Here is a 24,369-nt window from a genome sequence, read left to right as displayed (position 1 = left end):
ATGGCGGCACTTGTGGCGAGGGGATTTATCCCCGTTGGACTGCGCAGCAGTCCCCCAGCTCTTAATTTAAAAGCGGGGGCCGCTTCGCAGCCCAACGGGGATAAATCCCCTCGCCACAGGTGTTCTACGCAGGATTCAGTACTGTGTTTCGGCGACTCGCCGCCGCCGTCACCGCATAACCAATCAGCGCCGCCAGAATCGACCCGGTCAAAATCCCCATCCGGTCCATCCCGGCGTAATCGCTCACACCCGGTTCAAACGCCAGCGAACCGACAAACAGGCTCATGGTGAAGCCGATCCCGCAGAGAATCGCCACGCCCATGACCTGGCCCCAGTTGGCGCCTTGCGGCAGGGTGGCGATGCCGATCTTCACGGCCAGCCAGGTCAGGCCGAACACGCCGACGGTCTTGCCCAGCAGCAGACCAACCGCAATGCCCATCGGCACGTGGTGAGTGAAGCTTTCGACGGTGACGCCGCTCAGCGACAGGCCGGCGTTGGCGAAGGCGAACAGCGGCAGAATGCCGTAAGCCACCCACGGGTGCAGCGCATGTTCGAGGGTCAGCAGTGGCGACGGCTCGGCGTTTTTCGTGCGCAGCGGGATGCAGAAGGCCAACGTGACACCCGCCAGCGTTGCATGGACACCGCTCTTGAGTACACAAACCCAAAGGATCAGGCCGATGATCATGTACGGCCCGAGCTTGACCACCCCGAGCCGGTTCATCGCCACCAGCGCCGCGATACACGCCGCCGCCAGACCCAGCGACAGGGTCGAGAGTTCGCCGGAATAGAAGATCGCGATGATCACGATGGCGCCGAGGTCATCGATGATCGCCAGGGTCATCAGAAACAGCTTCAGCGATACCGGAACGCGCTTGCCGAGCAAGGCCAGCACGCCGAGGGCGAAGGCGATGTCGGTGGCGGTCGGAATCGCCCAGCCGTCGAGGGCTGCCGGATTGTCACGGTTGAGGAACCAGTAGATCAGCGCCGGCACCAGCATGCCGCCAATCGCAGCGGCACCGGGCAGGACGATCTGCGACGGTTTCGACAGCTGGCCGTCGAGGACTTCGCGCTTCACTTCCAGGCCGATGAGCAGGAAGAACATCGCCATCAGGCCGTCGTTGATCCACAGCAGCAGGGGTTTAGCGATTTTCAACGCACCGATCTGCGCCACCACGGGGGTGTCGAGCAGGCCGGTGTACAGCCACGACAGTGGCGAGTTGTTGATAATCAGAGCCAGAATGGCCGCGGCGATCAATAACAGACCGCTGGCAGCTTCCAACTGAAAGAAACGCGTGAAAGTGCTACGCAGAGGCAAGGTCGCTCTCCATCGAATCGTCAAAAAGGTGGGACACCCTAACCCGTACTGTTAGTTGTTAAAACAAAAGTTATATTCTTTTTTGTTATATGTCGTTACAAGGTGTCTGGCCCAAGCCACGGTGAGCCTAGCAGTTGCCTGACATATTGAGACTCAGCTGTACCTGTGCGCGATGTAGGTTTTTTCCTAAGCTGATGAGTGAGCCTTCATAGAGGCCGATCTCCTGCCCGATTCAACGAGAACCATCACCATGAGCGACAACCGACAGTGGGCCCGCGAAGCCATCCGCATTATCGAGGCGGACTTCCAGCGCAGCGCCGACACCCACCTGATCCCTTTGCCGCTGCCGGGTTTTGCAGGCATCGAGTTGTATTTCAAGGATGAGTCGAGCCACCCGACCGGCAGCCTCAAGCATCGGCTGGCGCGCTCGCTGTTTCTCTATGCATTGTGTAACGGCTGGTTGAAACCGGGTGCGCCGGTGATCGAGGCGTCCAGCGGTTCGACGGCGATTTCCGAAGCGTATTTCGCGCGGATGCTCGGCCTGCCGTTTATTGCGGTGATGCCGGCAACCACTTCCAAAGAGAAGATCGCGCAGATTGCCTTCTATGGCGGCCAGAGCCATCTGGTGAAAGATCCGACGCAGATCTACGCCGAATCCGAGCGCCTGGCCCGTGAACATGGTGGCCATTTCATCGACCAGTTTACCTACGCCGAACGAGCCACCGACTGGCGCGCGAACAACAACATCGCCGAGTCGATCTTCCAGCAGATGCGTTACGAAAAGCATCCCGAGCCAAGCTGGCTGATTTCCAGCCCCGGCACCGGCGGCACCACCGCGACCCTCGGCCGTTACGTGCGCTATCGCCAGCATTGCACCCGCGTGTTGTGCGCCGATGCCGAGCGTTCGGTGTTTTTCGATTACTACCAGACCGGCGACGCCAGTCTGCGCCTGGATTGCGGTTCGCGCATTGAAGGCATTGGCCGGCCGCGCGTCGAAGCGTCGTTCCTGCCCAAAGTGATCGATGCGATGGTCAAAGTGCCGGATGCCTTGTCGCTGGCGGCCATGCATTATCTGGCGCAGCGCCTGGGTCGGCATGTTGGCGGCTCGAGCGGGACCAATCTGATTGGTGCACTGATGGCGGCGCAGCAGATGAAAGCGGCGGGGGAGTCGGGGTCGATCGTGGCGATTCTGTGCGATGGCGGCGAACGCTATGCCGACACCTATTACGATCAGGATTGGCTGAAGGCTCAGGGGTACGAGTTGGCTGGGTTGATCGAGGCAGTGGCGGCGAGCGCCGAGCGTGGTGAGGCGCTGCCGACTTCAGTGCTACGCGCCAACATCTGACACAGCGAAATCAACTGTAGGAGTGAGCCTGCTCGCGATGGCGGAATAGCATTCAACTTTGATGTTGAATGGACTACCGCTATCGCGAGCAGGCTCACTCCTACAGGGTTTTGTGTCAGTCAGTCAGGCCGAGGATGTCGCGCGCCACGGCTTCAGCAATACGAATCCCGTCCACACCCGCCGACAGAATCCCGCCTGCATAACCCGCGCCTTCACCAGCCGGGAACAAGCCCTTCACGTTCATGCTCTGCAGCGTCTCGTTACGGGTAATGCGCAGCGGCGAGGAAGTGCGGGTCTCGATCCCGGTCAACACCGCATCGTGCAGCGAGTAACCGCGAATCTGCTTCTCGAACGCCGGCAACGCTTCACGGATTGCCTCGATGGCAAAATCCGGCAGCGCCAGGGCCAGATCGCCCAGCGCTACACCTGGTTTGTACGACGGCTCGACTTCGCCCAGTTCGGTCGAAGGAATGTCGTTGATGAAGTCGCCAACCAGTTGCGCCGGTGCCTTGTAATCGCTGCCGCCAAGGATGAAGGCGTGGGATTCCAGACGTTCCTGCAACTCGATCCCCGCCAGCGGGCCGCCCGGATAATCGACTTCCGGGGTGATGCCGACGACGATGCCGGAGTTGGCGTTGCGCTCGTTACGCGAGTATTGACTCATGCCGTTGGTGACCACGCGGTTCGGCTCGGAAGTCGCCGCGACCACGGTGCCGCCCGGGCACATGCAGAAGCTGTAGACCGAACGACCGTTCTTGGCGTGGTGCACCAGTTTGTAGTCGGCGGCACCCAGTTTCGGGTGTCCGGCGTACTTGCCCAAGCGCGCACGGTCGATCAGCGATTGCGGGTGTTCGATACGGAAACCCACCGAGAACGGTTTGGCTTCCATGAACACGCCACGGCTGTGAAGCATGCGGAAGGTGTCGCGGGCACTGTGGCCGAGGGCCAGAACCACGTGTTTCGAATGCAGGGTTTCACCGCTGGCCAGTTCGACGCCGACCAGTTGGCCGTCTTCGATCAGCACGTCGGTGACGCGTTCCTGGAAGCGCACTTCGCCACCCAGTTCGCGGATCTGCTCGCGCATGTTTTCAACCATGCCGGTCAGACGGAACGTACCGATGTGCGGCTTGCTGACGTAGAGGATTTCTTCCGGCGCGCCGGCCTTGACGAACTCGTGCAGGACTTTGCGGCCAAGGAATTTCGGGTCCTTGATCTGGCTGTACAGTTTGCCGTCGGAGAATGTGCCCGCGCCGCCTTCGCCGAACTGCACGTTGGACTCGGGGTTGAGCACGCTTTTCCGCCACAGGCCCCAAGTGTCCTTGGTGCGCTGACGGACTTCGGTGCCGCGTTCGAGGACGATCGGCTTGAAGCCCATTTGTGCCAGCAACAGGCCGGCGAAGATCCCGCACGGGCCGAAACCGACGACGATCGGGCGCTGGCTCAGATCGCTTGGTGCTTCACCGACGAATTTGTAGCTGACATCCGGCGCCACGTTGACGTTACGGTCGTCGGCGAACTTGCCCAACACCTTGGCCTCGTCGCGCACTTCGAGGTCGATGGTGTAGATGAAGCACAGTTCGGAGGACTTTTTGCGCGCATCGTAGCTGCGCTTGAACAAGGTGAAATCGAGCAGATCATCGCTGGCGATGCCCAGGCGCTGCACGATGGCAGGGCGCAGGTCTTCTTCGGGATGGTCGATTGGCAGCTTGAGTTCAGTGATTCGTAACATGGCGAGGATCCGGGTTCGCGGGGCGCACAACTGCGCCAGGGCGTTTGAAGGCCGCGATTATAAGCCGCAAAGGCCGGATCCGGTGAGGCTAAAACGCTCAGTCGTTGCGCGATCCGCCGAAATACCCGCAACCGCGCTGCACCTTGCCGTCGATGCGCAGTTCGGCGCTCATGTGCTGCACGCTGCCAGTGCTGCTGTCGACGCAGCGCTGCGGCGCGACCCACAATTCGATGCGCTGGTTGTTGGCTTCGCTGCTGAGGTTGAAGCGTCCGTCGCCCAGTTGTTCTTCAACATAAGGTACGGCGAGTGGCGGCTGGCCTTCACGGTCGATGACCATGCCTTTGCCGCTGACTTTGACGTTCCACTCAGGACCGTGGCCGCTGGCGCGCAGAATCAGCAGTTTGAAATTCGGATCATCGCAGGCGGTGCCGGAGCGTTCGACACGATACAGCTGAGTCAGGTCGAGTCGATCGCCGGCGACTTTGCCGCGAACATCGGCGAACAGTTTGCCTTGCTCGTCGGCCAAGGTAGCAGCTTCCTGCAGAATGCTGGTGCCACCGATGTCATTGACGACGAGTTGGCGCTGATCCTGACACGGCTGGAACACCAGTTTGCCGTCAGCGGCGGTCAGCTGCCCCTGCATCCGCGTCTGCCCGACGTGCGAGGCACTTTCTCGCTGGCCATCGAACAACTGGCAGGCGGCAAACAACGGCAGCAGGGCAACAAGGACTAACGAACGGGCAACACGCATCTTCGGCTCTCCAGACAAGTGCCGCCACGTTACGCAGCCTGCCGGTCAAATGCAAAAGATCGCAGCCTGCGGCAGCTCCTGCATGGATACGTGTACACCGGGTTATGAAGACCGTCGGCAAAATGCAAAAGATCACAACCCCCGACATGCCCTTGTAGGGGCTGCCGCAGGCTGCGATCCTTTGATCTTAACCGACGTGAAACGTCTGACCCGTCTGCAAGCCTTCAACACTCTTCGCATAAGCCAATGCCACATCCGCCGCCGGAACCGGCTTATACCCACGGAAATACGGCGCATATTTACCCATAGCCTCCAGCAACACGGTCGGGCTGACCGAGTTCACCCGCAGACCGCGCGGCAATTCAATGGCTGCCGCACGAACAAAACTGTCGATTGCTCCGTTGACCAGCGCCGCCGATGCGCCACTGCGAATCGGATCATGACTGAGCACGCCGGTGGTAAAGGTGAACGAAGCACCGTCATTGGCGAATTCCCGGCCGATCAGCAGCAGATTGACCTGGCCCATCAGCTTGTCCTTCAGGCCGAGGGCGAAGCTGTCTCCAGTCATCTCATCCAGCGGCGCGAAGGTCACGTTGCCGGCGGCGCAGATCAGCGCATCGAACTTGCCGGTTTTCTCGAAGAGCTTGCGGATTGACGCGCTGTCGCTGATATCGACATTCAGATCACCGCTGTTACGACCGATACGGATGACTTCGTGGCGTTGCGACAGTTCTTTGTCCACCGCCGAACCGATGGTGCCGCCAGCGCCTATCAACAGAATTTTCATCGTGCTGTGCCTCAAGTGATTGAACGAGGTTTCAGTCTAGAGTGGTTTTTTCTGCGGATAAGCGCACTAATAGGCAACCTTTGGTTTTCAAATGGAAACAATCCATGAGCGAAATGGATGATCTGGCGGCGTTTGCCGTGTTGATCGAGGCTGGCAGTTTCACCCTGGCGGCGCAGCAATTGGGCTGTAGCAAGGGCCAGTTGTCCAAGCGCATCAGCCAGCTCGAAGCGCAGTTTTCTGTGGTGTTGTTGCAACGGACCACCCGGCGTTTGAGCCTGACGGCAGCGGGCGCGGCGTTGTTGCCGCAGGCCCAGGCGCTGGTAGTCCAGGTCGAAAAGGCGCGTCAGGCATTGGCGCGTTTGAAGGACGATATGGCCGGTCCCGTGCGTATGACGGTTCCGGTGTCGTTGGGGGAAACCTTCTTCGACGGCTTGCTGCTGGAGTTCTCGCAGAAATACCCCGAGGTGCAGATCGAGCTGGAACTGAACAACAGTTATCGCGACCTGTCGCGGGATGGTTTTGATCTGGCGATTCGTTCCGAGGTCGCCAATGATCAGCGGCTGGTGGCCAAGCCGCTGCTGGCCTGGCAGGAAATGACCTGCGCCAGCCCGGCTTATCTTGAGCGTTTCGGTGAGCCGACGATGCCGCAGGCACTGGCCGAACACCGTTGCTTGCTCAACAGCCACTACAGCGGACGCGAAGAGTGGCTATATCACCTGCAGCACGAATTGTTGCGAGTGCGGGTGTCCGGGCCGTTCGCCAGCAACCATTACAGCCTGCTCAAAAAAGCTGCGCTGTCCGGCGCCGGCATCGCTCGATTGCCTTCGTACCTCCTGCAAGCGGAATTGGCGGACGGGCGATTGAAATGGCTGCTGCGCGACTTTCAGACCCGGCGCATGCCGATGTACCTGGTGCATCCGTATCAGGGAGGGCTGCCGAAACGTACGCAGGTGCTGGCGGACTATCTGATCGGCTGGTTCAAGCGCAGTGGAGAGGCGCTGGATCAACTTTGACGGCCACCAGCGCCTTCTTGTATCAACGCCGTTGGTGTCTAGATAGACTGTTCGCTTGTGATCCCTTGTGCGACCGTCGAAGCTGAATAGGAGATTTCTTCCAGCAGTTCATATTCAGCCGCGGTGTCATGGCCTCCCGACTCGGCCAGCCCCCAAGTGATGACGACACCTGTCCTGGTCAACGCCACGAATGCTTCAGAGTTACTGTAAATGGCCACGACATCCTTCAAGCGCTTGCTGACCAGAGCACTGTCCCCGCCCCAGACAGAATTGCCCCAGGTCACCACGCTGCCATCCGCACACAGGGCTGCAAAGGCGCCATTGGTCGCGGCGAGTTGCACGACATTGCGCAACTCTCCTATCGCTCTGGGTACCTCCCCACCGTGGTCCGGGTTGCCCCACGCCACGACACGATAGTCATCCAGAATGGCCGCAAATGCATAGCCGGCGCCGACGATATCGATGATGTTGTGGAGGGCAAGAATCGACGCCGGTGCAGCGCCCCCCCAGTCTGGTCTGCCCCATGTTTTTATTTGCCCGTTGTCCAGATGCGCAACATAGGCGTAGCCGGCGCTGATGATTCGGGCAACATTGCTCAGAGGGCTGATCAGTTGACCTCCTGAGTCTGGGTTGCCCCACGCTACTACGGTGCCGTTGGTCAGGCGGGCCGCAAACGAATCATGATTGTTGACCACCTCGGCGATGTTGCGTAGACGAGCGATGTCGGCTGGCACCACTCCACCGCGCGAGGCATCCCCCCATGCCATTAGCGACCCGTCCGTCAGTTGCACAGTGAATGCCGTTGCGCTCGCCCGAATGTTGCGGATGGTTTTCAGCGCAGCGATGTTGGCGGGCACTTGTCCACCATTGGCCGGGACGCCCCATGCAACCACGGAGTTGTCGTTTGTCAGTGCCGCAATGGCCTGGCCTGCCGTACACAGTCGGCGTATGTCTCGACGCGCCGCGATGGGCGCGGGGACTTCCCCTCCTAACACTGAGTTCCCCCATGCGACGACTGAACCATCGCGCTTGAGTGCAGCGAATGCCGCCATTGACCAGGCCACGACGCTGACATCGCTAATCGACACAGTGCGACCACCATTGTCTGGAACACCCCATGTGAATACATTTCCGTCATCTTTCAATGCCACGAAGGCAGAGTGAGCAAGGTTGAAATTGTCGAGGTCACAGAATCCGTTACCGAAAAAATTCGCCGGTCTGATGGTTACGCTTCGCCCGCCATATCGCACATGAAGTGGGTGCTCGGGGTGGAGGTCATCGAAGTGAGCGGTAGCCACTTCTTGCGTTTCACCCTCATATCGCCACCGTGCTCTGAGAGGTTTGCCGGTCCGCGCGTCGAGGGCCGTGATATAGCGCGACGCGCCTTTGTTGGCCCAGTATTGCACTGCGGCCACGCGTGCGCCCATGACGTCTAACTCACCGTCCACGGGATCGACGGTTGCCGATATCCGTCTTGACCAACGTCGCAAGTGCGTGGGATTGCCCAGTTGATCGGTCACGGTGTAGCTGACCGTGAGCACGCCAGGCTTTCCGGCCGAGACATACATCTCCATCGTTACGATGATAACGAAAGGTTTGTTTTCCTCGCCCGGCTGTACCGTGAAAAAAAACGGCACATTGTTGATTTCGAATTTGATCGTGTCGTAGGCGCGTTTGAACGGATAGTCGAGATTCAGCCGGACCAGACCATTGGCGAACTCCTCGGGCCCGATCACCGGAGGACTGCCCAACTGCGATGCAAAATCCAGGTGCAAATCAGGATGATCCCCGGTTCCCGGCACATCATTGCCGCCTGGTAGATTTCGGTGGTACTGGATTCCCAGCTTTCGTGAGTCGTTAAAGTTTCCGCTGGCTCGGATATAGCGCAGCTCCAGGATATTCAAGCCTTCGTTGAGTTCTGCCTGGGGCAGTTGTGCCTGCACGATTCCATTTTGATCTTCCGGCTCTACGTATTGGCTGGAAACCTGCGTGTTGTTGACCCTCAGAGCAAGGGTTTCATATTGGTTGGCAGGATCATCGGAAAGGGGATCGGCCAAGACCAACGCCGCGTTTTTGCGAGTGGGATCACGGGTCAGCGACAGAGTGAACGCCGATTGCGCAAGACCAACGTAGTACACGCCCGGTAATGGGGGCGGGTAAGGGGTGATTGGATCTGTCGCATTTGGAATGCGAGGAGGATTAATGGCCAATACACCCGGTTCGGTATCTTTTGCGCTCATGGACGTTTCCTTCGAAGTGATACGGTTCGAAGGCATGAGTCAACGCGGTAATGAGCCTCCTGCCTACTGTCAGGATTGACAGGTGGCGGGGGCTATTAGACGAACGGTCAGCGCTGTACATACCGCGAGATCAGATGATCGATCGACAGCTTCCCAGGCCCGCTCGCCATCAGGTACAGCAATATCGCCGCCCAGGTGCCGTGAGTCGGATACGCATCCGGGTACACAAACAGTTGAATCGTCAGGGTCATGCCCAGCAATGCCAACGCAGAAAACCGTGTAGCGAAACCGATCAGGATCAATACTGGAAAAAAGTGTTCGGCGAACGCGGCCATGTGCGCAGCAATCTCTGGCGACAACAGCGGCACAGGGTATTCGCTCTTGAACAGCGGAATCGTCGAGTCCGCCAGTCGTGGCCAGCTCAATTCAAAGGTGCCGTCGATCAGGTCGATGGCCAACCCTTCGACCTTGGTCTGCCCGGACTTCCAGAACACCGCAGCAATCGAAAACCGTGCGATGAAGGCGATCAGGCTGTGGGGGATTTTTTCCAGCAGCGCGATGGCGCGGACGATGAGGTTGGTCATGGCGATTCCTTGTTGCTCAAGTGGGTGATGGCGTTGTGCGCGATCAGCAAGCCGAGGGTTTGTGCGAGATCGAAGGGAGGGCTGTGTTCAACTGCCGCCAGTAATGGCTGGCCATCGATGAGATGGCGGATAAACGCGCTGGTGCCGGGCTCGATGACAAACACTTCAACGACGAGATGGTTGCGCAGCACCAGCGCGTGCTGTGCTTGCTGCAAGTCGATGCCCGCGAGCGTTGCTTGCCGTTGATGCGCTGCCCAGATCGCGACCGTCGGCCAGGGTGAGTCGAGCAGATGCAACGACGGATGCAACTCGACACTCAGGGCGCTCAGGGAATGCGGATCGGCGAGTGCAGCGGTGATTTCTTCCGCCCGCACCGGCAACGCATCGGCCGCGTGATAAGCACAGGTGCGCAAACGCTCAAGGCGCGCGACATCGGCCAGATAGGGCACGCTGGACGCCGGCTCGAACGCGGCAACGAAGTCAGCGAAATCTTCGCCGTAACGACTCATCAGCGGACTTTGCGGCGGCTGGACCTGTAAGAAAACGGCGGCCATCGCCCGAAAGAATTCCTCGCCGACCAATTGCCTGACCACCGGATAACTGTCGGCCAACGCGTTGATCAGCGAGTTTTGCACGTTGTTGCGATACACCGCGAAGCGCCTGGCCGGATCGGCGCCGCTGGCACTGCACAAGCCGTCGGGGCAGGGAAGCCGCGTGTCAATGAGCGCGGCAGCGAAAGCGCTGTGCGTACTCATGCGCGCCCCCTGGCTTGCAGCAACAAGTGATCGGCTTGCTGCGCTTCGGCCAGCAGCACATCGAACGCCGGCACTTGATTGTCACGTTCGATCAGCGTGGCCACCGGGCCAATGCGTTTCAGAACTTGCCGGTATAAATCCCACACCGCTTGATCGATCGGTGCACCGTGATCGTCAATCAGCAGGCGTTCACCGGGGCTGTCGGAATCTTCGGCAAAACCGGCCAGATGAATCTCGCCGACGCGATGCAGCGGCAGTGCGTCGAGATAAGCCAGCGGATCGCGCTGATGATTGATGCACGACACGTAGACATTGTTCACGTCGAGTAACAGGCCGCAGCCAGTTCGGCGGACGACCTCGGCGATGAACTCCGGCTCATCGATGGTCGAGCGCTGAAACGCCAGATAAGTCGCCGGATTCTCCAACAGCATGGGGCGTTTGAGGCTGTCCTGCACCTGATCGATATGCTCGCAGACACGGTTCAGCGTCGGCGCGTCGTAGGCCAGTGGCAGCAGATCATTGAGAAACACCGGGCCGTGGCTGGACCAGGCCAGGTGTTCGGAAAAGGACTGAGGTTGATAGCGCCGAATCAGCTCGGCAAGGCGCTTGAGATGGTCTTTATCCAGCGGCCCTTCAGCACCGATGGACAACCCGACACCGTGCAGCGACAGCGGATACTGCTGACGAATCAAACCCAGAAAATGATGAAACGGGCCGCCGTCGACCATGTAGTTTTCGGCGTGGACCTCGAAGAAACCGAGGTCCGGTGACGAACCGAGCACTTGCGCAAAGTGCTCGCTCTTGAGCCCGAGCCCCGCACGTGGCGGGAGCTCGGCGCGGGCTGCCTGAGTGCGGGGGAGGGCAGATTGATGGGCGTTGGACATGATCGTCACTCAGGCAGACCGGGGATCAGGATTTGGCTTTGAAGGCTTCCATCTGGCCGAAACCGGTCGGCGAGGTCTTGCTTTCGGTGGTGGCGCAGGTGCCTTTCGGCACGAGTTTCCAGGCGTTGGCCTGGTAATCCATTTTCGCCGTGCCGGCACAGGTGGTGCCTGCACCTGCGGCGCAGTCGTTATGACCTTTCATGGCCACGCCGAAGCATTTTTCCATGTCGTCGGCGGCGTGGGCGGTGGAAACAGCGGCCATGCTCAGGGCAGAACCGAGGGCCAGAACCAAGGCAGTGGCGGACAGGGTGCGGGTGGTAGCAGTCATGATGTTTCTCCAGTCTTGTCAGGGTTTGTACAAGCGATTTGCGCTTGCTTACCCCTCTAGAGAAACCAGTCGACAATGCGTTACAGCCCACCGCAAATTTTTCCCAAATAATCCAAAACCCCCTGTAGGAGCTGCCGCAGGCTGCGATCTTTTGATCTGTCTTTTTTCCCTGGTGAATCAAGATCAAAAGATCGCAGCCTGCGGCAGCTCCTACAGAGACTGTGTTTGCCGTTGATATCAGGCGTTTTCAAACTTGCGAAGTCTGTCTTTTGTTCTTCGCGGAATAAACACCAGTTGGTAATCGCGAATGGTCATAAAAGACTGTTATTTCTGACAGTTCGAGGTTCTGAGTCAGCTGAATACACTCAAAGGCTAGCGGTTTTTAAAAAGGAGAGAGTTATGACCAGGGCTGAGTTAATGGAGTTTCTAGAAATCAAGATCAATGAAAAGGCTCAAATCATCCTTGATGAGGATATGGTTCACGATGGTGCCGCATTGGGAGAGATGCAGATTTATTTTTGCTTTCGAAGAATTCTCAATAAAAAGGCTACGTTAGAGGATGTGGGCGCCCTGCACGCAGTCAATAAAGTCCTGCAGGCGTTGGGGGTGCTAGCTGCAAAAGAGACGCTTCGATCGAGAGTTGAAAAATAACTGCGCATTGAAATTTAGCTAATTAATCACCGGCAAATATTTATTTGCTTAAGGCAATTGAAGTTTGCAAGGTTGAGGAAGTGGGGTTTTAAGATGGATGACATACAGTCGCGTGTGATTAAAATTGTTGCTGAGCAATTAGGTTTGTCCGAGAGCAATATTTTGTTGTCTTCCCATTTTATTGATGACCTGGGTGCGGACTCGCTCGATACCGTTGAACTGGTCATGGCATTAGAAGATGAGTTCGAGACGGAAATCCCAGAAGAAGAAGCCGAAAAAATCAATACCGTGCAAAAGGCGCTTGATTATCTGCACGCGCATATCAAAACCTGAGGTCTTTTTATTGAACGACACAAAAAACGGCCAGAACGGCGTTTTTTGTTCGACCTGACGCCTCAGTCTCAACTCATCGCAATTTTTCCAGATAATACAGAGCCCCTGTAGGAGCTGCCGCAGGCTCGGGCCGCGATCGGACGATCTTTTGACTTGGCTTTTTATCTACTGAATCAAGAGCAAAAGATCGCAGCCTGCGGCAGCTCCTACAGTGATTTATCCGAGTTGCCGGCAGTGTTCTATAGTCACTTCAACGGCCACTCCGACAGGCCGATTTACCAGGACGGTATCTCATGACGAAGGATCGCTCAGTCTGCGCTGTGCTGTCGCGCAAGACTTCATCGTTTGCTCTGGCCTGCACGCTGCCTTTGCTGTTCTCCACGGTTTACGCCCAGCCGCAAGCCGATCCGCAGGACACGCTCAAACGCATCAACCACAACTACAACACCCTCAAGGACGCGTGCCAGGAACCCGATACCGGTGCGGCGCGTGGTCTCTACTATTGCAGCGGCGTGACGCTGCGCATGGTCAATGACGGGCCTTTCAATCCTTGGGATTACAGTCCTTACGCGATCAGGATTGGCGCGACGTCCTACTCATGGATTCGCAAGGATCTGAGTACGCGAATCCTTATCCACCCGGCCGGTTTCATCCTGCGCACGCCCACGGATGCGGCGACTTTGAATCTGCCGGTCAAAGAGCAGGGCTTTACCTGCATCTACGCCTTCGATGGCGGTACGGGGCCGGAGCGCAAGTGGTATGGCTGCGGCTTCTTCGACAGCCGTGAACCGCCGCGTGCCGCACAGGCGGCGATGAATAATCGCAATGCGGCACTGGCCTACGGTACCTGTGCCGAGGCTGGGGTCAGCACTGCCGAGCAGTGGACGCAGAAATACACCGGCTTGATGAAGGGGCCGATTCAATACGGCCAGTGCTCGTGGAACGCGGAAAAGCCCAGCGACTGGAACGCGATGATCCGGGTACACGAGTCGCGGCCAAGCACCACCAACAAGGACCCCTTTGCCTTCAGTGCCCAGGTCAACGAGTTCATGTTGAAAAACGCCACTGCGACCAACGATGGCAGCGAAAACATGAAGTACATCGATGCCTTCATCTACAACGTCAACAGCACGCAGAACTTCGCCACCCGCGGTGATCAGGCGCCACCGAAGCCCGAGAACGGTTTGAACAGCGCGCGCAATTTCCAGAAGAAACTTCAGGCGCAAGGCTACAGCGTGCCGATCCTGCGACTGGATTTCACCAAGCCCGCCGAACAGCGTTTCAGCTTCGTCGCTGCCGATCAGGCGATCGATCTGCCGGTGGCGGGCGGTCCCCAGCCGCCGATTGCGCCGAGTTCGAAATACATCGCCAGCGCCACTTGGATCGAGCGCTACGATCCGGGCAGCAAGAAAAACGAATGGTCGCTCAGCGTCACGCCGACCGCCCAGGGCAAGGCGAACCAGGCCAGCAATCAGGAGGCGGTGTATCAGGAACTGCTGGCGCTGCGGGGGGCTGATAGCCAGTGGCGCGACAACGAGAAGTCGGCGGGTAGCATGCGTCAGCAACTGGCCTGTCTGGTGCAAAACTATCCGGCCAAGACCGAATGGAATCTGGAACCCTTCCGTCCCGCTGTCAGCCCGCAGGAAACAGCGAAGGCCGGTTGCAATCCCGTGGCTGCCGCGTCACCGCAATACATCGCCTCGGCTGACTGGGTCAAACGTTACGACCCCGGCACCCGCAAGGATGAATGGAGCCTGAGCATCGTGCCCACGGCGGCGGGGCGTGCCTTGCCCAACGAGCAACTCGGCGCGATTTACGCGCAACTGTTCGCACTCAAGGGCGCAGACAGCAACTGGCGCGACAACGAAACGTCGGCCGGCAGCATGCGTCAGCAATTGGGTTGCGTCCTGGCCAATTATCGCAACAAGACGCCGTGGAATCTTGAGCCGTTCCGGCCGGCGTTGTCGGACGCCGACACCCGGGCCGCCGGTTGCAACCCTGTTCCTCGCTGAGTGTGTTGGCTAATCAAGGAGATGCAAGCCATGAAAAAACGTCTGATCAGGACCGCTCCATTGCTGATGTTGCCGCTGCTGTTGCACGCGACATGGGCCCGTGCCGAATCTTGCGAAGAGACGCTGAAAAAGGTCGAAAGCCTGTACAACAAAACCGTCGACAGTTGCGGGCAGGATCCCGCGTCGGACTGCTCGGGACTGCTGGTGCGTGGCACCCACCGCGCCGATCCGGCCAAGGGGCAGAAATGGGATGTGTGGAATCCCAGCCCGAAAGCCGTGGAACTGGGAACATTCGCCGCTTCGTATATGCGCGCTGACGGCATCAGCTATGAAGACCCGGGCATGAGTACGCAAAACGGCTACTTGATTACGCCAAGAGATCTGATCCGCGACCCCGAGACGCCGGTGCATGTTTACTGCGCGTTTCCCAACGATGCCTGGACTGATTTTCGCAATGACCGTGGCTGTGGCGACAACAAGAACACCGCGCCGACCGAAGCGGTCTGCCAGGCAATGAAACCACCGATCAGCAGCCCGAATGCCTGGGTCGCCCACTTCACTCAGTACAACAACAACCGGCAGCAGGATCAGTTGCAGTGCGGTTTCAACATGCGCAATCCGATGAGCAGCAGGGAGCGTGTCGATGCCTTCCGCAATTTCATGGGCGCGCGCAAAGTCATCAACAGTCGCGAGTTTCAAACCCAGACCGAGCTGCGCCTGGGCAATCCGAAAACCGACGAGCTACCGATTCTGGCGTTCTTCTACAGCGATCAGCGCGGTTTGAGCGATGCCATGGCCAATCAGCGCGATTACAAGGCCAAAACCGGCAAGGACCGCAACATCATCAAGATCAATTTCCCGCAAACCCCGGTCGCCAAGGCCTCGTTCTCGTGCATCCAGACCTCGACGCCGGCAGAACCAAAATTCTGCGACAAGTACATCGAATCCAGCACTTGGGTACAACGTCCCGATCCGAAACTGGGGCCGAACACCTGGTCGCTCTCGGTGGTGCCGACCGCTTGCGGTCGCGCGATCAAGGATGACCAGACTGACCGGATGTTTGCCGAGCTCTACAACAAGCACAAAGACGATCAGCAATGGCGCGAGTACAGCGTCAACGGTGGTTCGTTGCGTCGGCAGATGGTCTGCCATCTGGCGGCAACCTACGACGGCAAGCCGGTGCGCAATAAACCGGAGTGGAACCTTGAACCGGCGCGTCCGTATGTCGATCAGGCCACCGCTGTAGCGCAACACTGCAACCCGTACTGACACTGATGCCCTGTAGGAGCTGCCGCAGGCTGCGATCTGTTGACGTTGTTTGTTAAAAACAAGATCAAAAGATCGCAGCCTGCGGCAGCTCCTACAGGGGGGATGTGTGGGTATAAAAAAACGGCCCGAGGGCCGTTTTTTTTGTTGGGCGCATGCATCAGCCGCCGAGGTACGCCTCGCGTACTTTCGGGTCGGTCAGCAGTGCTTCACCGGTACCTTGCATGACGACGCGGCCGTTCTCCAGAACGTACGCCCGGTCAGCGATTTTCAGCGCCTGGTTTGCGTTCTGCTCGACCAGGAACACCGTCACACCGTCCTTGCGCAGCATTTCGATGATGTCGAAAATCTGCTGGATGATGATCGGTGCCAGGCCCAGCGACGGCTCGTCGAGCAGCAACAGCTTGGGCTTGCTCATCAGCGCGCGGCCGATGGCGAGCATTTGCTGTTCGCCGCCGGACATGGTGCCGCCGCGCTGGTTGAAGCGTTCTTTCAGGCGCGGGAACAGGCCGAGGACCTTGTCCATTTGCTCCTGATAGTCGCCCTTGTCGGTGAAGAAGCCGCCCATGGACAGGTTTTCTTCAACGGTCAGACGGGCAAACACCCGACGACCTTCCGGCACCACCGCGATGCTCTTGCGCATGATCTGCGACGAGTCCTGGCCGATCAGTTCCTCACCCATGTAGCGGATGCTGCCGCTGTGCGCTTGCGGCGAACCGCAGAGCGTCATCAGCAGCGTGGATTTGCCGGCACCGTTGGCGCCGATCAGGGTGACGATCTCGCCCTGACGGACTTCGACGTTGACGCTGTGCAGGGCCTGGATCTTGCCGTAGAAGGTGGAAACGTTTTCGAACTGCAGCATTTACGCTTCCCCCAGGTAGGCTTTGATCACTTCAGGATTGTCGCGGATCTGTTCCGGCGTGCCGTCAGCCAGAGGCGTGCCCTGGTTGATCACGACGATGTGGTCGGAAATGCTCATGACCAGTTTCATGTCGTGTTCGATCAGCAGCACTGTCACATTGTGCTCTTCACGGAGCATGCCGATCAGCGCCTTGAGGTCTTCGGTTTCCTTCGGGTTCAGGCCGGCGGCCGGTTCGTCGAGCATGAGGATCCGCGGACGGGTCATCATGCAGCGAGCGATTTCCAGACGCCGTTGCTGACCGTAGGCCAGGGTGCCGGCGGTACGGTTGGCGAACTCCTTGAGGTTGACCTTTTCCAGCCAGTACTCGGCAAACTCCATGGCCTCGCGCTCGCTTTTGCGGAACGACGGAGTCTTGAACAGGCCAGCCAGGAAGTTGGTGTTCAAGTGACGGTGCTGGGCGATCAACAGGTTCTCGACCGCCGTCATGTCCTTGAACAGGCGCACGTTCTGGAAGGTGCGCACCACGCCTTTGAGGGCGATCTTGTGGCCCGGCAGGCCTTGAATCGGCTCGCCGTCGAGCAGAATGCTGCCGCCCGTTGGCTGGTAGAAACCGGTCAGGCAGTTGAACACGGTGGTCTTGCCGGCGCCGTTCGGGCCGATCAGCGCAACCACCTGTTTCTCTTTGACGGTCAGGGCCACGCCGTTGACCGCGAGCAAACCGCCGAAGCGCATGCTCAGGTTTTCGACCTTAAGAATCTCGCGGCTCATTTTCGCAACTCCATGTGTGGGCGTTGCATCGGCAGCAGACCTTGTGGACGCCAGATCATCATCAACACCATCAGCGCACCGAACATCAACATCCGGTACTCGCTGAACTCACGCATCATTTCCGGCAACAGGATCATCACCACTGCGGCGAGGATCACACCTAACTGCGAGCCCATGCCACCCAGCACGACGATGGCGAGGATGATCGCCGACTCGATGAAGGTGAACGATTCCGGGGTCACCAGGCCCTGACGGGCAGCGAAGAAGCTACCGGCGAAACCGGCGAAGCTTGCACCGAGGGTGAACGCCGACAGCTTGATGATCGTCGGATTCAGACCCAGTGCCCGGCAGGCGATTTCATCTTCACGCAGCGCTTCCCACGCACGGCCGATCGGCATGCGCAGCAGACGGTTGATGATGAACAACGCCGCCAGTGCCAGCAACAAGGCCACCAGGTAGAGGAAAATCACCTTGTTGATCGAGTTGTATTGCAGGCCGAAATACTCGTGGAAGGTCTGCATGCCTTCCGCGGCTTTACGCTCGAAGGTCAGGCCGAAGAACGTCGGTTTCTCGATGTTGCTGATGCCGTTCGGACCGCCAGTGATGTCGGTCAGGTTACGCAGGAACAGACGGATGATCTCGCCGAAGCCGAGGGTCACGATCGCCAGATAGTCACCGCGCAAACGCAATACCGGGAAGCCCAGCAGGAAGCCGAACGTCGCCGCCATCAGGCCGGCGATCGGCAGACAGATCCAGAAGCTCAAACCGTAGTAGTGCGACAGCAGCGCGTAGCTGTAGGCGCCGACGGCGTAGAAGCCGACGTAACCGAGGTCAAGCAGACCGGCCAGACCGACGACGATGTTCAGGCCAAGGCCGAGCATCACGTAGATCAGGATCAGCGTCGCGATGTCCACCGCGCCACGCGAGCCGAAGAACGGCCACACCAGCGCACCGATGATCAGCGCAATGATGAAGTAGCGTTGCGTGGTCGGCAGGGTCAGGAAGTTACTGGCCTTGGCCGGGATCAGCGGCAGGCCCGGCGAGGAATTCCACGCCTTGCTGATCTGCTGGTTGAACAGCACCCGCAGGAACATCAGCACCGAGCAGATGGCGATGGTCGCCAGAATCATCGGGCTGGTGTTGTGCACTTCGAGGTTGATGCCGACGATGGTCAGTTTCAGACCGAGTACCGGGTAGGCCACGGCCCACACCAGCAAAGCGCTGAACAGCGCCTGTTTAAGATTCCTAGTCATACTTTCTCAACCTCCGGACGGCCCAGAATGCCGGTCGGACGGAACAACAGCACCAGAACCAACAAGCCGAAAGCCACGACGTCCTTGTATTGGTCGCCGAAGATATCGGCACCAAACGCTTCCGCCACCCCCAGCACCAGCCCGCCGAGCATGGCGCCGGGGATGCTGCCGATACCGCCGAGTACCGCTGCGGTGAAGGCTTTGAGGCCGACGAGGAAACCGGCGTTCGGGTTGATCACACCGTATTGCATGCTCAGCAGCACGGCCGCGATGGCCGCCAGCGCAGCACCAATGACGAAGGTCAGGGCGATGATGTTGTTGGTGTTGATGCCGAGCAGGTTGGCCATCTTGATGTCTTCGGCACAGGCGCGGCAGGCGCGGCCCAGACGAGAACGGGAGATGAACAGCGTCAGCCCGAGCATGGCGACCAGGGTCACCACGAACACCACGATTTGCATGTAGGAAATCAGCACTTCATGTGCGCCACCTGGTCCGAAGGAAATGTTCCCGGGGATCAGGTTGGGGATGGATTTGTCCTTGGAGTCTTGCGCCAGCAGAACCGTGTTCTGCAGGAAGATCGACATGCCGATGGCGGAGATCAGCGGGATCAGACGGTTGCTGCCGCGCAGGGGGCGGTAGGCGATCCGTTCGATGCTGTAACCATACGAACTGGTGACAACGATGCTCGCGATGAAGGCGGCGGTCATCAACAGCGGGACGTTGTCGATTCCCATCATGGCCAGCCCGGCGATGGCGATGAACGCCACGTAGGAACCGATCATGTACACCTCGCCGTGGGCGAAGTTGATCATTCCAATGATGCCGTAAACCATCGTATAGCCGATGGCGATCAGGGCATACGTGCTGCCAATGGTCAGGCCATTAACCAGCTGCTGGAAGAAGTGATAGAGGTCAGGCATTACAACGCTCCTAAAAACCTGATACGCATTTCACTGGTGGAGTCATTTTCCCGCCCGGCCCCGTGGATCTATATCCACTTCGAATCCGGGTTTTGCCAGCGAACCGCTGATGACGGTTTTGAGATTTTCAGGTGGGGAGACTGGCGGATCACGCCAGCGCGGCCCATACATTCGTAAAACAAAGCCCACGGCACGCCGTGGGCTTTATTGGCAGTCAGTCAGGGCGCGCCTTACTGAGGCGAAACTTCAGTTTTTGGTTTGCCGAAGTGCCACTCGTAAACCACAAATTTGAAGTCCTTCAGGTCACCCTTGGCGTCGAAGCTCAGATCGCCAGTCGGGGTTTTGAAGGTGCCGGCGTGAATGGCTTCAGCCACTTTGGCCGGGTCTTCGCTCTTGGCAGCGGCGATACCGCCGGCAATCACTTCAACCGCCGAGTAGGAAGGGAACACGAACGGGCCGCTCGGGTCTTCTTTCTTCGCCTTGAATGCATCCGCCAGGGCAATGTTGGCCGGATCCTGGTCGAAGGATTTCGGCAGGGTTACCAGCAGACCTTCGGAAGCGTCTTTGGCGATCTGCGAAATGGAGTCGTTACCCACGCCTTCCGGACCCATGAACTTGGCTTTCAGGCCTTTTTCAGCCGATTGACGCAGGATCAGGCCCAGCTCCGGGTGGTAGCCGCCGTAGTAAACGAAGTCGACATTGGCTTGCTTGAGTTTGGCGATGATCGAGGAGAAGTCCTTGTCGCCGGCGTTGACGCCTTCGAACACGGCAACTTTCACGCCTTTCTTCTCAAGGGTGGATTTGACGGCGGTGGCGATGCCTTCACCGTATTGCTGTTTGTCGTGCAGCACAGCAACGATTTTCGGTTTTACGTGATCGGCAATGTAGTTACCGGCGGCAGGGCCTTGGGCGCTGTCCAGACCGATGGTGCGGAAGACCATTTTGTAACCACGGGCGGTGATGTCCGGGCTGGTGGCAGCCGGGGTGATCATGATCACGCCTTCGTCTTCGTAGATGTCCGAAGCCGGTTGAGTGGAGCTGGAGCACAGGTGACCGACGACGAACTTGACGCCGTCGTTGACGACCTTGTTCGCTACCGCTACCGCTTGTTTCGGATCGCAGGCGTCGTCGTATTCAACAGCTTCGAGTTTCTTGCCGTCGACGCCGCCCTTGGCGTTGATCTGTTCGATGGCCATGCGGGCGCCACTGAACTGCATGTCGCCGTACTGGGCTACTGGACCGGTTTTAGGGCCGGCGATACCGATTTTGATGGTGTCAGCTGCGAACGAATGGCTGGCAACCCCGGCCAGAACCATAGCGGCAAACAGTTTGGAAATCTGCTTAGTAGCCTTAGTCATAGTGCTCCACTCTTACTGTTGTAATTTTTTTGAGTTCTGGCGCCGTAGCAGCAGAACCGGGTCAGATATCTTTGCGATACCCTCCGGAAATGCCCCCGGCAACTGTACCGGTACAGTGTAGAGCGCCGGTTGTCAGCCTGGGAAGCGGGCGCCGAGGGGCAAAACTTGGGGGTGTCGCATTTTTGAATGAAAAAGACAGAATTGCGGCGGGGCGTTCGTGGGCATATATCCCAATCAACAGCATTCCTTGGCGTTCCTGCTCTTTTCGTTCGGTGCAGCCATTTGCAACCGGGTTTTGCTGACGGACCACCGACGTTATCATTTGCGTCGATTTCTTTTCCGGAACAGCGCCCATGAATCAAGAACCTAGCACCCTCTATGCCAAGCTGCTTGGTGAAACCGCATCTATTACCTGGAAGGAGTTGGAGCCGTTCTTCGCCAAGGGTGCCCTATTGTGGGTCGACCCTACGCTGGATCTGATCGCCGCTGCCGAGGCCGTAGCCTCGGACGAAGGCGAGAAAGTGGCTGCCTGGCTGGCCGAAGACAAGGTCGCCAAGCTGTCTGAAACGCGGGCGCTGGATCTTTTCGAACGTGATCCGCCGTTGTGGGCGGTGGTGGTTTCGCCGTGGATTCTGATCCAGGAAAGGGCAGTCGCTGCAGACGTCGCACCTTGATGGTGCGACCGGTCGTCAGCGAAAAGTGTGTAGCCGAGTAGCGTGATGGCACGTTGCCGTAGAGAAACACCACAAGCGAGGGTGGCATCACGGTGACGTAAACGTAACGGGAACAGTTTAGTAAGCAGCCTAACGGCTGCTTAATTGTTTCTGGATATGATCGTTCCCACGCTCCGCGTGGGAATGCATCAATGGACGCTCTGCGTCCGCATGGGACGCAGAGCGTCCCGGGCGGCATTCCCACGCAGAGCGTGGGAACGATCGTGGGAGCGAGCCTGCTCGCGAAGGCGGCGACTCGGTTCCGGATCAGACCGTAAACGACTTCCCGGTATGGTTATTCAGCGAAATAACCTTGGTCTTGCCAATCCGGTGACGATAAATCTCGCGCAGGTACTTGATCGACTTCTTCACACAATCGCGCGACAGGCGAATGTCATTGATCGAGACAAACTTCTCTTTGTCGTTGATCAGTTCGCGATACTTCTTCTCGTACATCGGCTTGATCGCGTACCAGTTGGTATCAAGGATCTTCGCCGGGTTTTCGAATTCGTTGAGCAGGTCGTCGATACGGTCTTCGTCGAATTCTTCGTTGATGATGAAGTCGAGAATCGAGTTGTCGAGGGTCTCGTCGAAACGGTACGGGTTCTTCGCAAAGCAACGCTTGATGAACGCCACGATCAGCGTCAGGAAGTCGTCTGACAGGCACGGGCTCTTCGCGATCAAAGTGGTCAGCGAGAGGTTGGCGGAGGCGCCGATCACCAGTGCGTAACGCTTGAGCGTGGTGTTGGGGAACAGGCTATTGAGGTGAGTCTTCAACCGGTTCAGGTCCATGTACGACAGCTTGTAGTCTTTCGGCAACGACACGATCGAGACCACCGACGAGCAGTTCTTGAAGAAGTGCAGGTCGTGCAAAGCGGCGGCGTCGTAGCCGGAATTCTTGTACTGCTCAAGCGACGCGCGATAACGCTTGGACTCGATCGGCAGCAGGCTGATGCCTTCGATCGCCTGGGTGACCTTGTTGAAGTGCGGCAGGTCGATCGAGCGGAAGAACAGGTCATCGATGTTCAGGCGCTGCGGCTCTTTGTCGAACACCTTGAATTTGTCGCTGCTCGGCGGCGGGGTTTCCGGCACCACCGATTCGGCGTAGGCAATCGCTACCGGGCCGGCCAGGCTCATGAACAGGTCGTTGGCGTCGAGGCGAATAGTTTCGCCGATGTCGATGCCGGCGCGACGGAAGTAGTTCTGGTCGTAGTCAGTCGTAACTGCCTGCGCCGTCAGAATGTTGAAGATCTGCTGCGAGATGTACTGGTTGGCGTGCTTTTCCATCGCATTGACATCAATGTTCTGGATGTTGCCGTCATCGCTTTCTTCGGCGTAACGCATGATGTCGTTGGAGATCAGCATCATCGCGTTCCATGGGCGGATACGGCCCATGACGCTGGCTTCGCTGCTGTCTTCGTTGGCGAAGTTGTAGGAGAAATCCCATTCTTCCGAGAGGTATTTGCACAGCAGGCGACCGGCGTTGATGTGCAGCGCCTCGGACATTTCGCTGCGGTGATCGGAAATGTTCGGCAGCACGCAAATGCCGCTGGTGAAGATCGGCTCGAACACGAACGAATGACCGCTCTTGCCGTCGTGCTCGTCCATCGGCTTGGTGTCGAACGTCTTGTTCATGTACGAGTGCTGCTGGGCCAGACCGAATTCCGAGGCCATGCCGGAACCGGTACCGCCGCCGGCACTGAAGATCGAGAAGTACAGGCGCGACTGGTTGGCCTTGATGCCGCAGCTGTCGATCAGGTACGAGTGGATCATTTTCCAGTCTGGGCTGGAGAAGCGCTGGGTGTCCTTGTTGAGGATGATCTTCGCCAGGTACTGGCCGAGGATCGGCGCGTTACCGGCGCCACCGGCGTGGACTTCGGACAAGTCCATGATCTTCATTTTGCTGTAGTCGCGCAGGAAGCCGCTTTTCTCGCCCTTGCGCGAAAAACGGATGCGCCCGGCGATGTCCTTGTCGAGGTCGCCAAGCATCACCAGCGGTTCGACCAGGAACACCGGTTTGCTCGCCTTGCTGTTGCCGATGCGCAGGTTGTTCTTGATCCACTGCGCCGGGCTGTAGCCCTTGTCGGCGGAGCGCCGGTCACTGGTCGGGCGATCTTCGTTGTTGAATTCGTTGAGATAGAACTTGCGCGCGTTGTACACCAGCTCCGCCACATCGAGGGCAATGTTGGAGCCGCAGCGACCGAGGCCGATCAGGCACACCGAAGGGAATTCCTGATCGTTGTGCTGTTCGTTGTCGCCTTCCAGGTGCGGCGGGCGCGGGAACACCAGATCACGCAGGCCATCGAGATTGTCGAGGATGCGGTCGGTATTGGTTTCGGTGAAGTACAGGTATTGCTGGGTCGACAGCGGGCGCGACGGGACCAATGGCTTCGACGCAGAAGGGCTGTTGGCGGCAGGGCTCAACGTCAGATCGGATACCGAAGTGGCGGGATTGTTTTTAGAAGTCATTGTGCGCCATATACCTGGACTGGGTTGGTGCGC

At 58.4% G+C, this 24,369-nt stretch carries 22 protein-coding genes; 7 read left to right on the top strand and 15 right to left on the bottom strand.

Annotation, left to right across the window (positions count from 1 at the left end):
* Positions 1-124: 124 nt before the first annotated feature.
* Positions 125-1,315 carry a Na+/H+ antiporter NhaA gene (nhaA, locus tag QOL84_RS12810; RefSeq protein WP_283437430.1) on the bottom strand — a complete coding sequence of 397 codons (1,191 nt, stop codon included), beginning with the start codon at positions 1,313-1,315 and terminating at the stop codon, positions 125-127.
* 250 nt (positions 1,316-1,565) lie between these two features.
* Between nhaA and QOL84_RS12805 the strand changes: the two genes are divergently transcribed.
* Positions 1,566-2,660, top strand: coding sequence for a PLP-dependent cysteine synthase family protein (locus QOL84_RS12805; protein ID WP_283437429.1), 1,095 nt, complete (start codon positions 1,566-1,568; stop codon positions 2,658-2,660).
* A gap of 115 nt (positions 2,661-2,775) precedes the next feature.
* Here QOL84_RS12805 and QOL84_RS12800 read toward each other — a convergent pair whose 3' ends face one another.
* From QOL84_RS12800 to QOL84_RS12790, 3 genes are all read right to left on the bottom strand, one after another.
* A complete protein-coding gene (locus tag QOL84_RS12800; protein ID WP_122591545.1) occupies positions 2,776-4,389 on the bottom strand; it encodes an NAD(P)/FAD-dependent oxidoreductase in 1,614 nt (537 codons plus the stop codon).
* A 97-nt stretch (positions 4,390-4,486) separates the two neighbouring features.
* A complete protein-coding gene (locus QOL84_RS12795) occupies positions 4,487-5,140 on the bottom strand; it encodes a COG3650 family protein (protein WP_283437428.1) in 654 nt (217 codons plus the stop codon).
* Positions 5,141-5,327: 187 nt separating this feature from the next.
* The gene (locus QOL84_RS12790) at positions 5,328-5,927 is read right to left on the bottom strand and encodes a short chain dehydrogenase (RefSeq protein WP_283437427.1); all 600 of its coding nucleotides are present in this window, start codon (positions 5,925-5,927) and stop codon (positions 5,328-5,330) included.
* 104 nt (positions 5,928-6,031) lie between these two features.
* On the opposite strand from QOL84_RS12790, the gene QOL84_RS12785 reads away from it, so the two are divergent.
* Positions 6,032-6,940 carry a LysR family transcriptional regulator gene (locus QOL84_RS12785; protein ID WP_283437426.1) on the top strand — a complete coding sequence of 303 codons (909 nt, stop codon included), beginning with the start codon at positions 6,032-6,034 and terminating at the stop codon, positions 6,938-6,940.
* A gap of 38 nt (positions 6,941-6,978) precedes the next feature.
* Here QOL84_RS12785 and QOL84_RS12780 read toward each other — a convergent pair whose 3' ends face one another.
* From QOL84_RS12780 to QOL84_RS12760, 5 genes are all read right to left on the bottom strand, one after another.
* Positions 6,979-9,180, bottom strand: a complete 2,202-nt coding sequence (locus tag QOL84_RS12780) for an RCC1 domain-containing protein (protein ID WP_283437425.1) — start codon at positions 9,178-9,180, stop codon at positions 6,979-6,981.
* A gap of 107 nt (positions 9,181-9,287) precedes the next feature.
* Positions 9,288-9,764, bottom strand: coding sequence for a DoxX family protein (locus QOL84_RS12775; RefSeq protein WP_283437424.1), 477 nt, complete (start codon positions 9,762-9,764; stop codon positions 9,288-9,290).
* Positions 9,761-10,519: an HvfC/BufC N-terminal domain-containing protein gene (locus tag QOL84_RS12770; RefSeq protein ID WP_283437423.1), complete on the bottom strand. Its 759-nt coding sequence runs from the start codon at positions 10,517-10,519 to the stop codon at positions 9,761-9,763. Before QOL84_RS12770 ends, QOL84_RS12775 begins: the two co-directional genes overlap by 4 nt.
* Complete coding sequence (bufB, locus tag QOL84_RS12765) at positions 10,516-11,403, bottom strand: MNIO family bufferin maturase (protein ID WP_283437422.1); 888 nt, start codon at positions 11,401-11,403, stop codon at positions 10,516-10,518. Before bufB ends, QOL84_RS12770 begins: the two co-directional genes overlap by 4 nt.
* 25 nt (positions 11,404-11,428) lie before the next feature.
* Positions 11,429-11,731 carry a BufA1 family periplasmic bufferin-type metallophore gene (locus tag QOL84_RS12760; protein ID WP_008086321.1) on the bottom strand — a complete coding sequence of 101 codons (303 nt, stop codon included), beginning with the start codon at positions 11,729-11,731 and terminating at the stop codon, positions 11,429-11,431.
* 399 nt (positions 11,732-12,130) lie between these two features.
* Between QOL84_RS12760 and QOL84_RS12755 the strand changes: the two genes are divergently transcribed.
* From QOL84_RS12755 to QOL84_RS12740, 4 genes are all read left to right on the top strand, one after another.
* On the top strand, positions 12,131-12,382 hold the full coding sequence (locus QOL84_RS12755; RefSeq protein WP_283437421.1) for a hypothetical protein: 252 nt from the start codon (positions 12,131-12,133) through the stop codon (positions 12,380-12,382).
* Positions 12,383-12,475: 93 nt separating this feature from the next.
* Positions 12,476-12,715: an acyl carrier protein gene (acpP, locus tag QOL84_RS12750; RefSeq protein ID WP_283437420.1), complete on the top strand. Its 240-nt coding sequence runs from the start codon at positions 12,476-12,478 to the stop codon at positions 12,713-12,715.
* Between the two features lie 293 nt (positions 12,716-13,008).
* Complete coding sequence (locus QOL84_RS12745) at positions 13,009-14,727, top strand: DUF2599 domain-containing protein (RefSeq protein WP_283437419.1); 1,719 nt, start codon at positions 13,009-13,011, stop codon at positions 14,725-14,727.
* A 30-nt stretch (positions 14,728-14,757) separates the two neighbouring features.
* The gene (locus QOL84_RS12740) at positions 14,758-15,996 is read left to right on the top strand and encodes a DUF2599 domain-containing protein (protein WP_283437418.1); all 1,239 of its coding nucleotides are present in this window, start codon (positions 14,758-14,760) and stop codon (positions 15,994-15,996) included.
* Between the two features lie 157 nt (positions 15,997-16,153).
* On the opposite strand, the gene QOL84_RS12735 is transcribed toward QOL84_RS12740, so the two are convergent.
* From QOL84_RS12735 to QOL84_RS12715, 5 genes are all read right to left on the bottom strand, one after another.
* Entirely contained in the window at positions 16,154-16,855 is a 702-nt protein-coding gene (locus QOL84_RS12735) for an ABC transporter ATP-binding protein (protein WP_129390180.1), read from the bottom strand.
* Positions 16,856-17,623 carry a high-affinity branched-chain amino acid ABC transporter ATP-binding protein LivG gene (livG, locus tag QOL84_RS12730; RefSeq protein WP_129390183.1) on the bottom strand — a complete coding sequence of 256 codons (768 nt, stop codon included), beginning with the start codon at positions 17,621-17,623 and terminating at the stop codon, positions 16,856-16,858.
* Positions 17,620-18,876, bottom strand: a complete 1,257-nt coding sequence (locus tag QOL84_RS12725) for a high-affinity branched-chain amino acid ABC transporter permease LivM (protein ID WP_129390186.1) — start codon at positions 18,874-18,876, stop codon at positions 17,620-17,622. The genes livG and QOL84_RS12725 overlap by 4 nt, the downstream gene beginning before the upstream one ends.
* The gene (livH, locus tag QOL84_RS12720; RefSeq protein WP_034154997.1) at positions 18,873-19,796 is read right to left on the bottom strand and encodes a high-affinity branched-chain amino acid ABC transporter permease LivH; all 924 of its coding nucleotides are present in this window, start codon (positions 19,794-19,796) and stop codon (positions 18,873-18,875) included. Before livH ends, QOL84_RS12725 begins: the two co-directional genes overlap by 4 nt.
* Positions 19,797-20,026: 230 nt before the next feature.
* Entirely contained in the window at positions 20,027-21,154 is a 1,128-nt protein-coding gene (locus QOL84_RS12715) for a branched-chain amino acid ABC transporter substrate-binding protein (RefSeq protein WP_129390189.1), read from the bottom strand.
* Positions 21,155-21,507: 353 nt separating this feature from the next.
* Here QOL84_RS12715 and QOL84_RS12710 point away from each other — a divergent pair, with 353 nt between their 5' ends.
* On the top strand, positions 21,508-21,828 hold the full coding sequence (locus QOL84_RS12710) for a DUF2288 domain-containing protein (protein WP_283437417.1): 321 nt from the start codon (positions 21,508-21,510) through the stop codon (positions 21,826-21,828).
* Positions 21,829-22,134: 306 nt separating this feature from the next.
* Here the strand turns inward: QOL84_RS12710 and QOL84_RS12705 are convergent, their stop codons facing one another.
* On the bottom strand, positions 22,135-24,336 hold the full coding sequence (locus tag QOL84_RS12705; protein ID WP_283437416.1) for a hypothetical protein: 2,202 nt from the start codon (positions 24,334-24,336) through the stop codon (positions 22,135-22,137).
* Positions 24,337-24,369: the final 33 nt, after the last annotated feature.

This window comes from Pseudomonas helmanticensis, assembly GCF_900182985.1.
Classification (GTDB): domain Bacteria; phylum Pseudomonadota; class Gammaproteobacteria; order Pseudomonadales; family Pseudomonadaceae; genus Aquipseudomonas; species Aquipseudomonas helmanticensis.
This window is presented reverse-complemented; position numbering and strand designations above follow the sequence as displayed.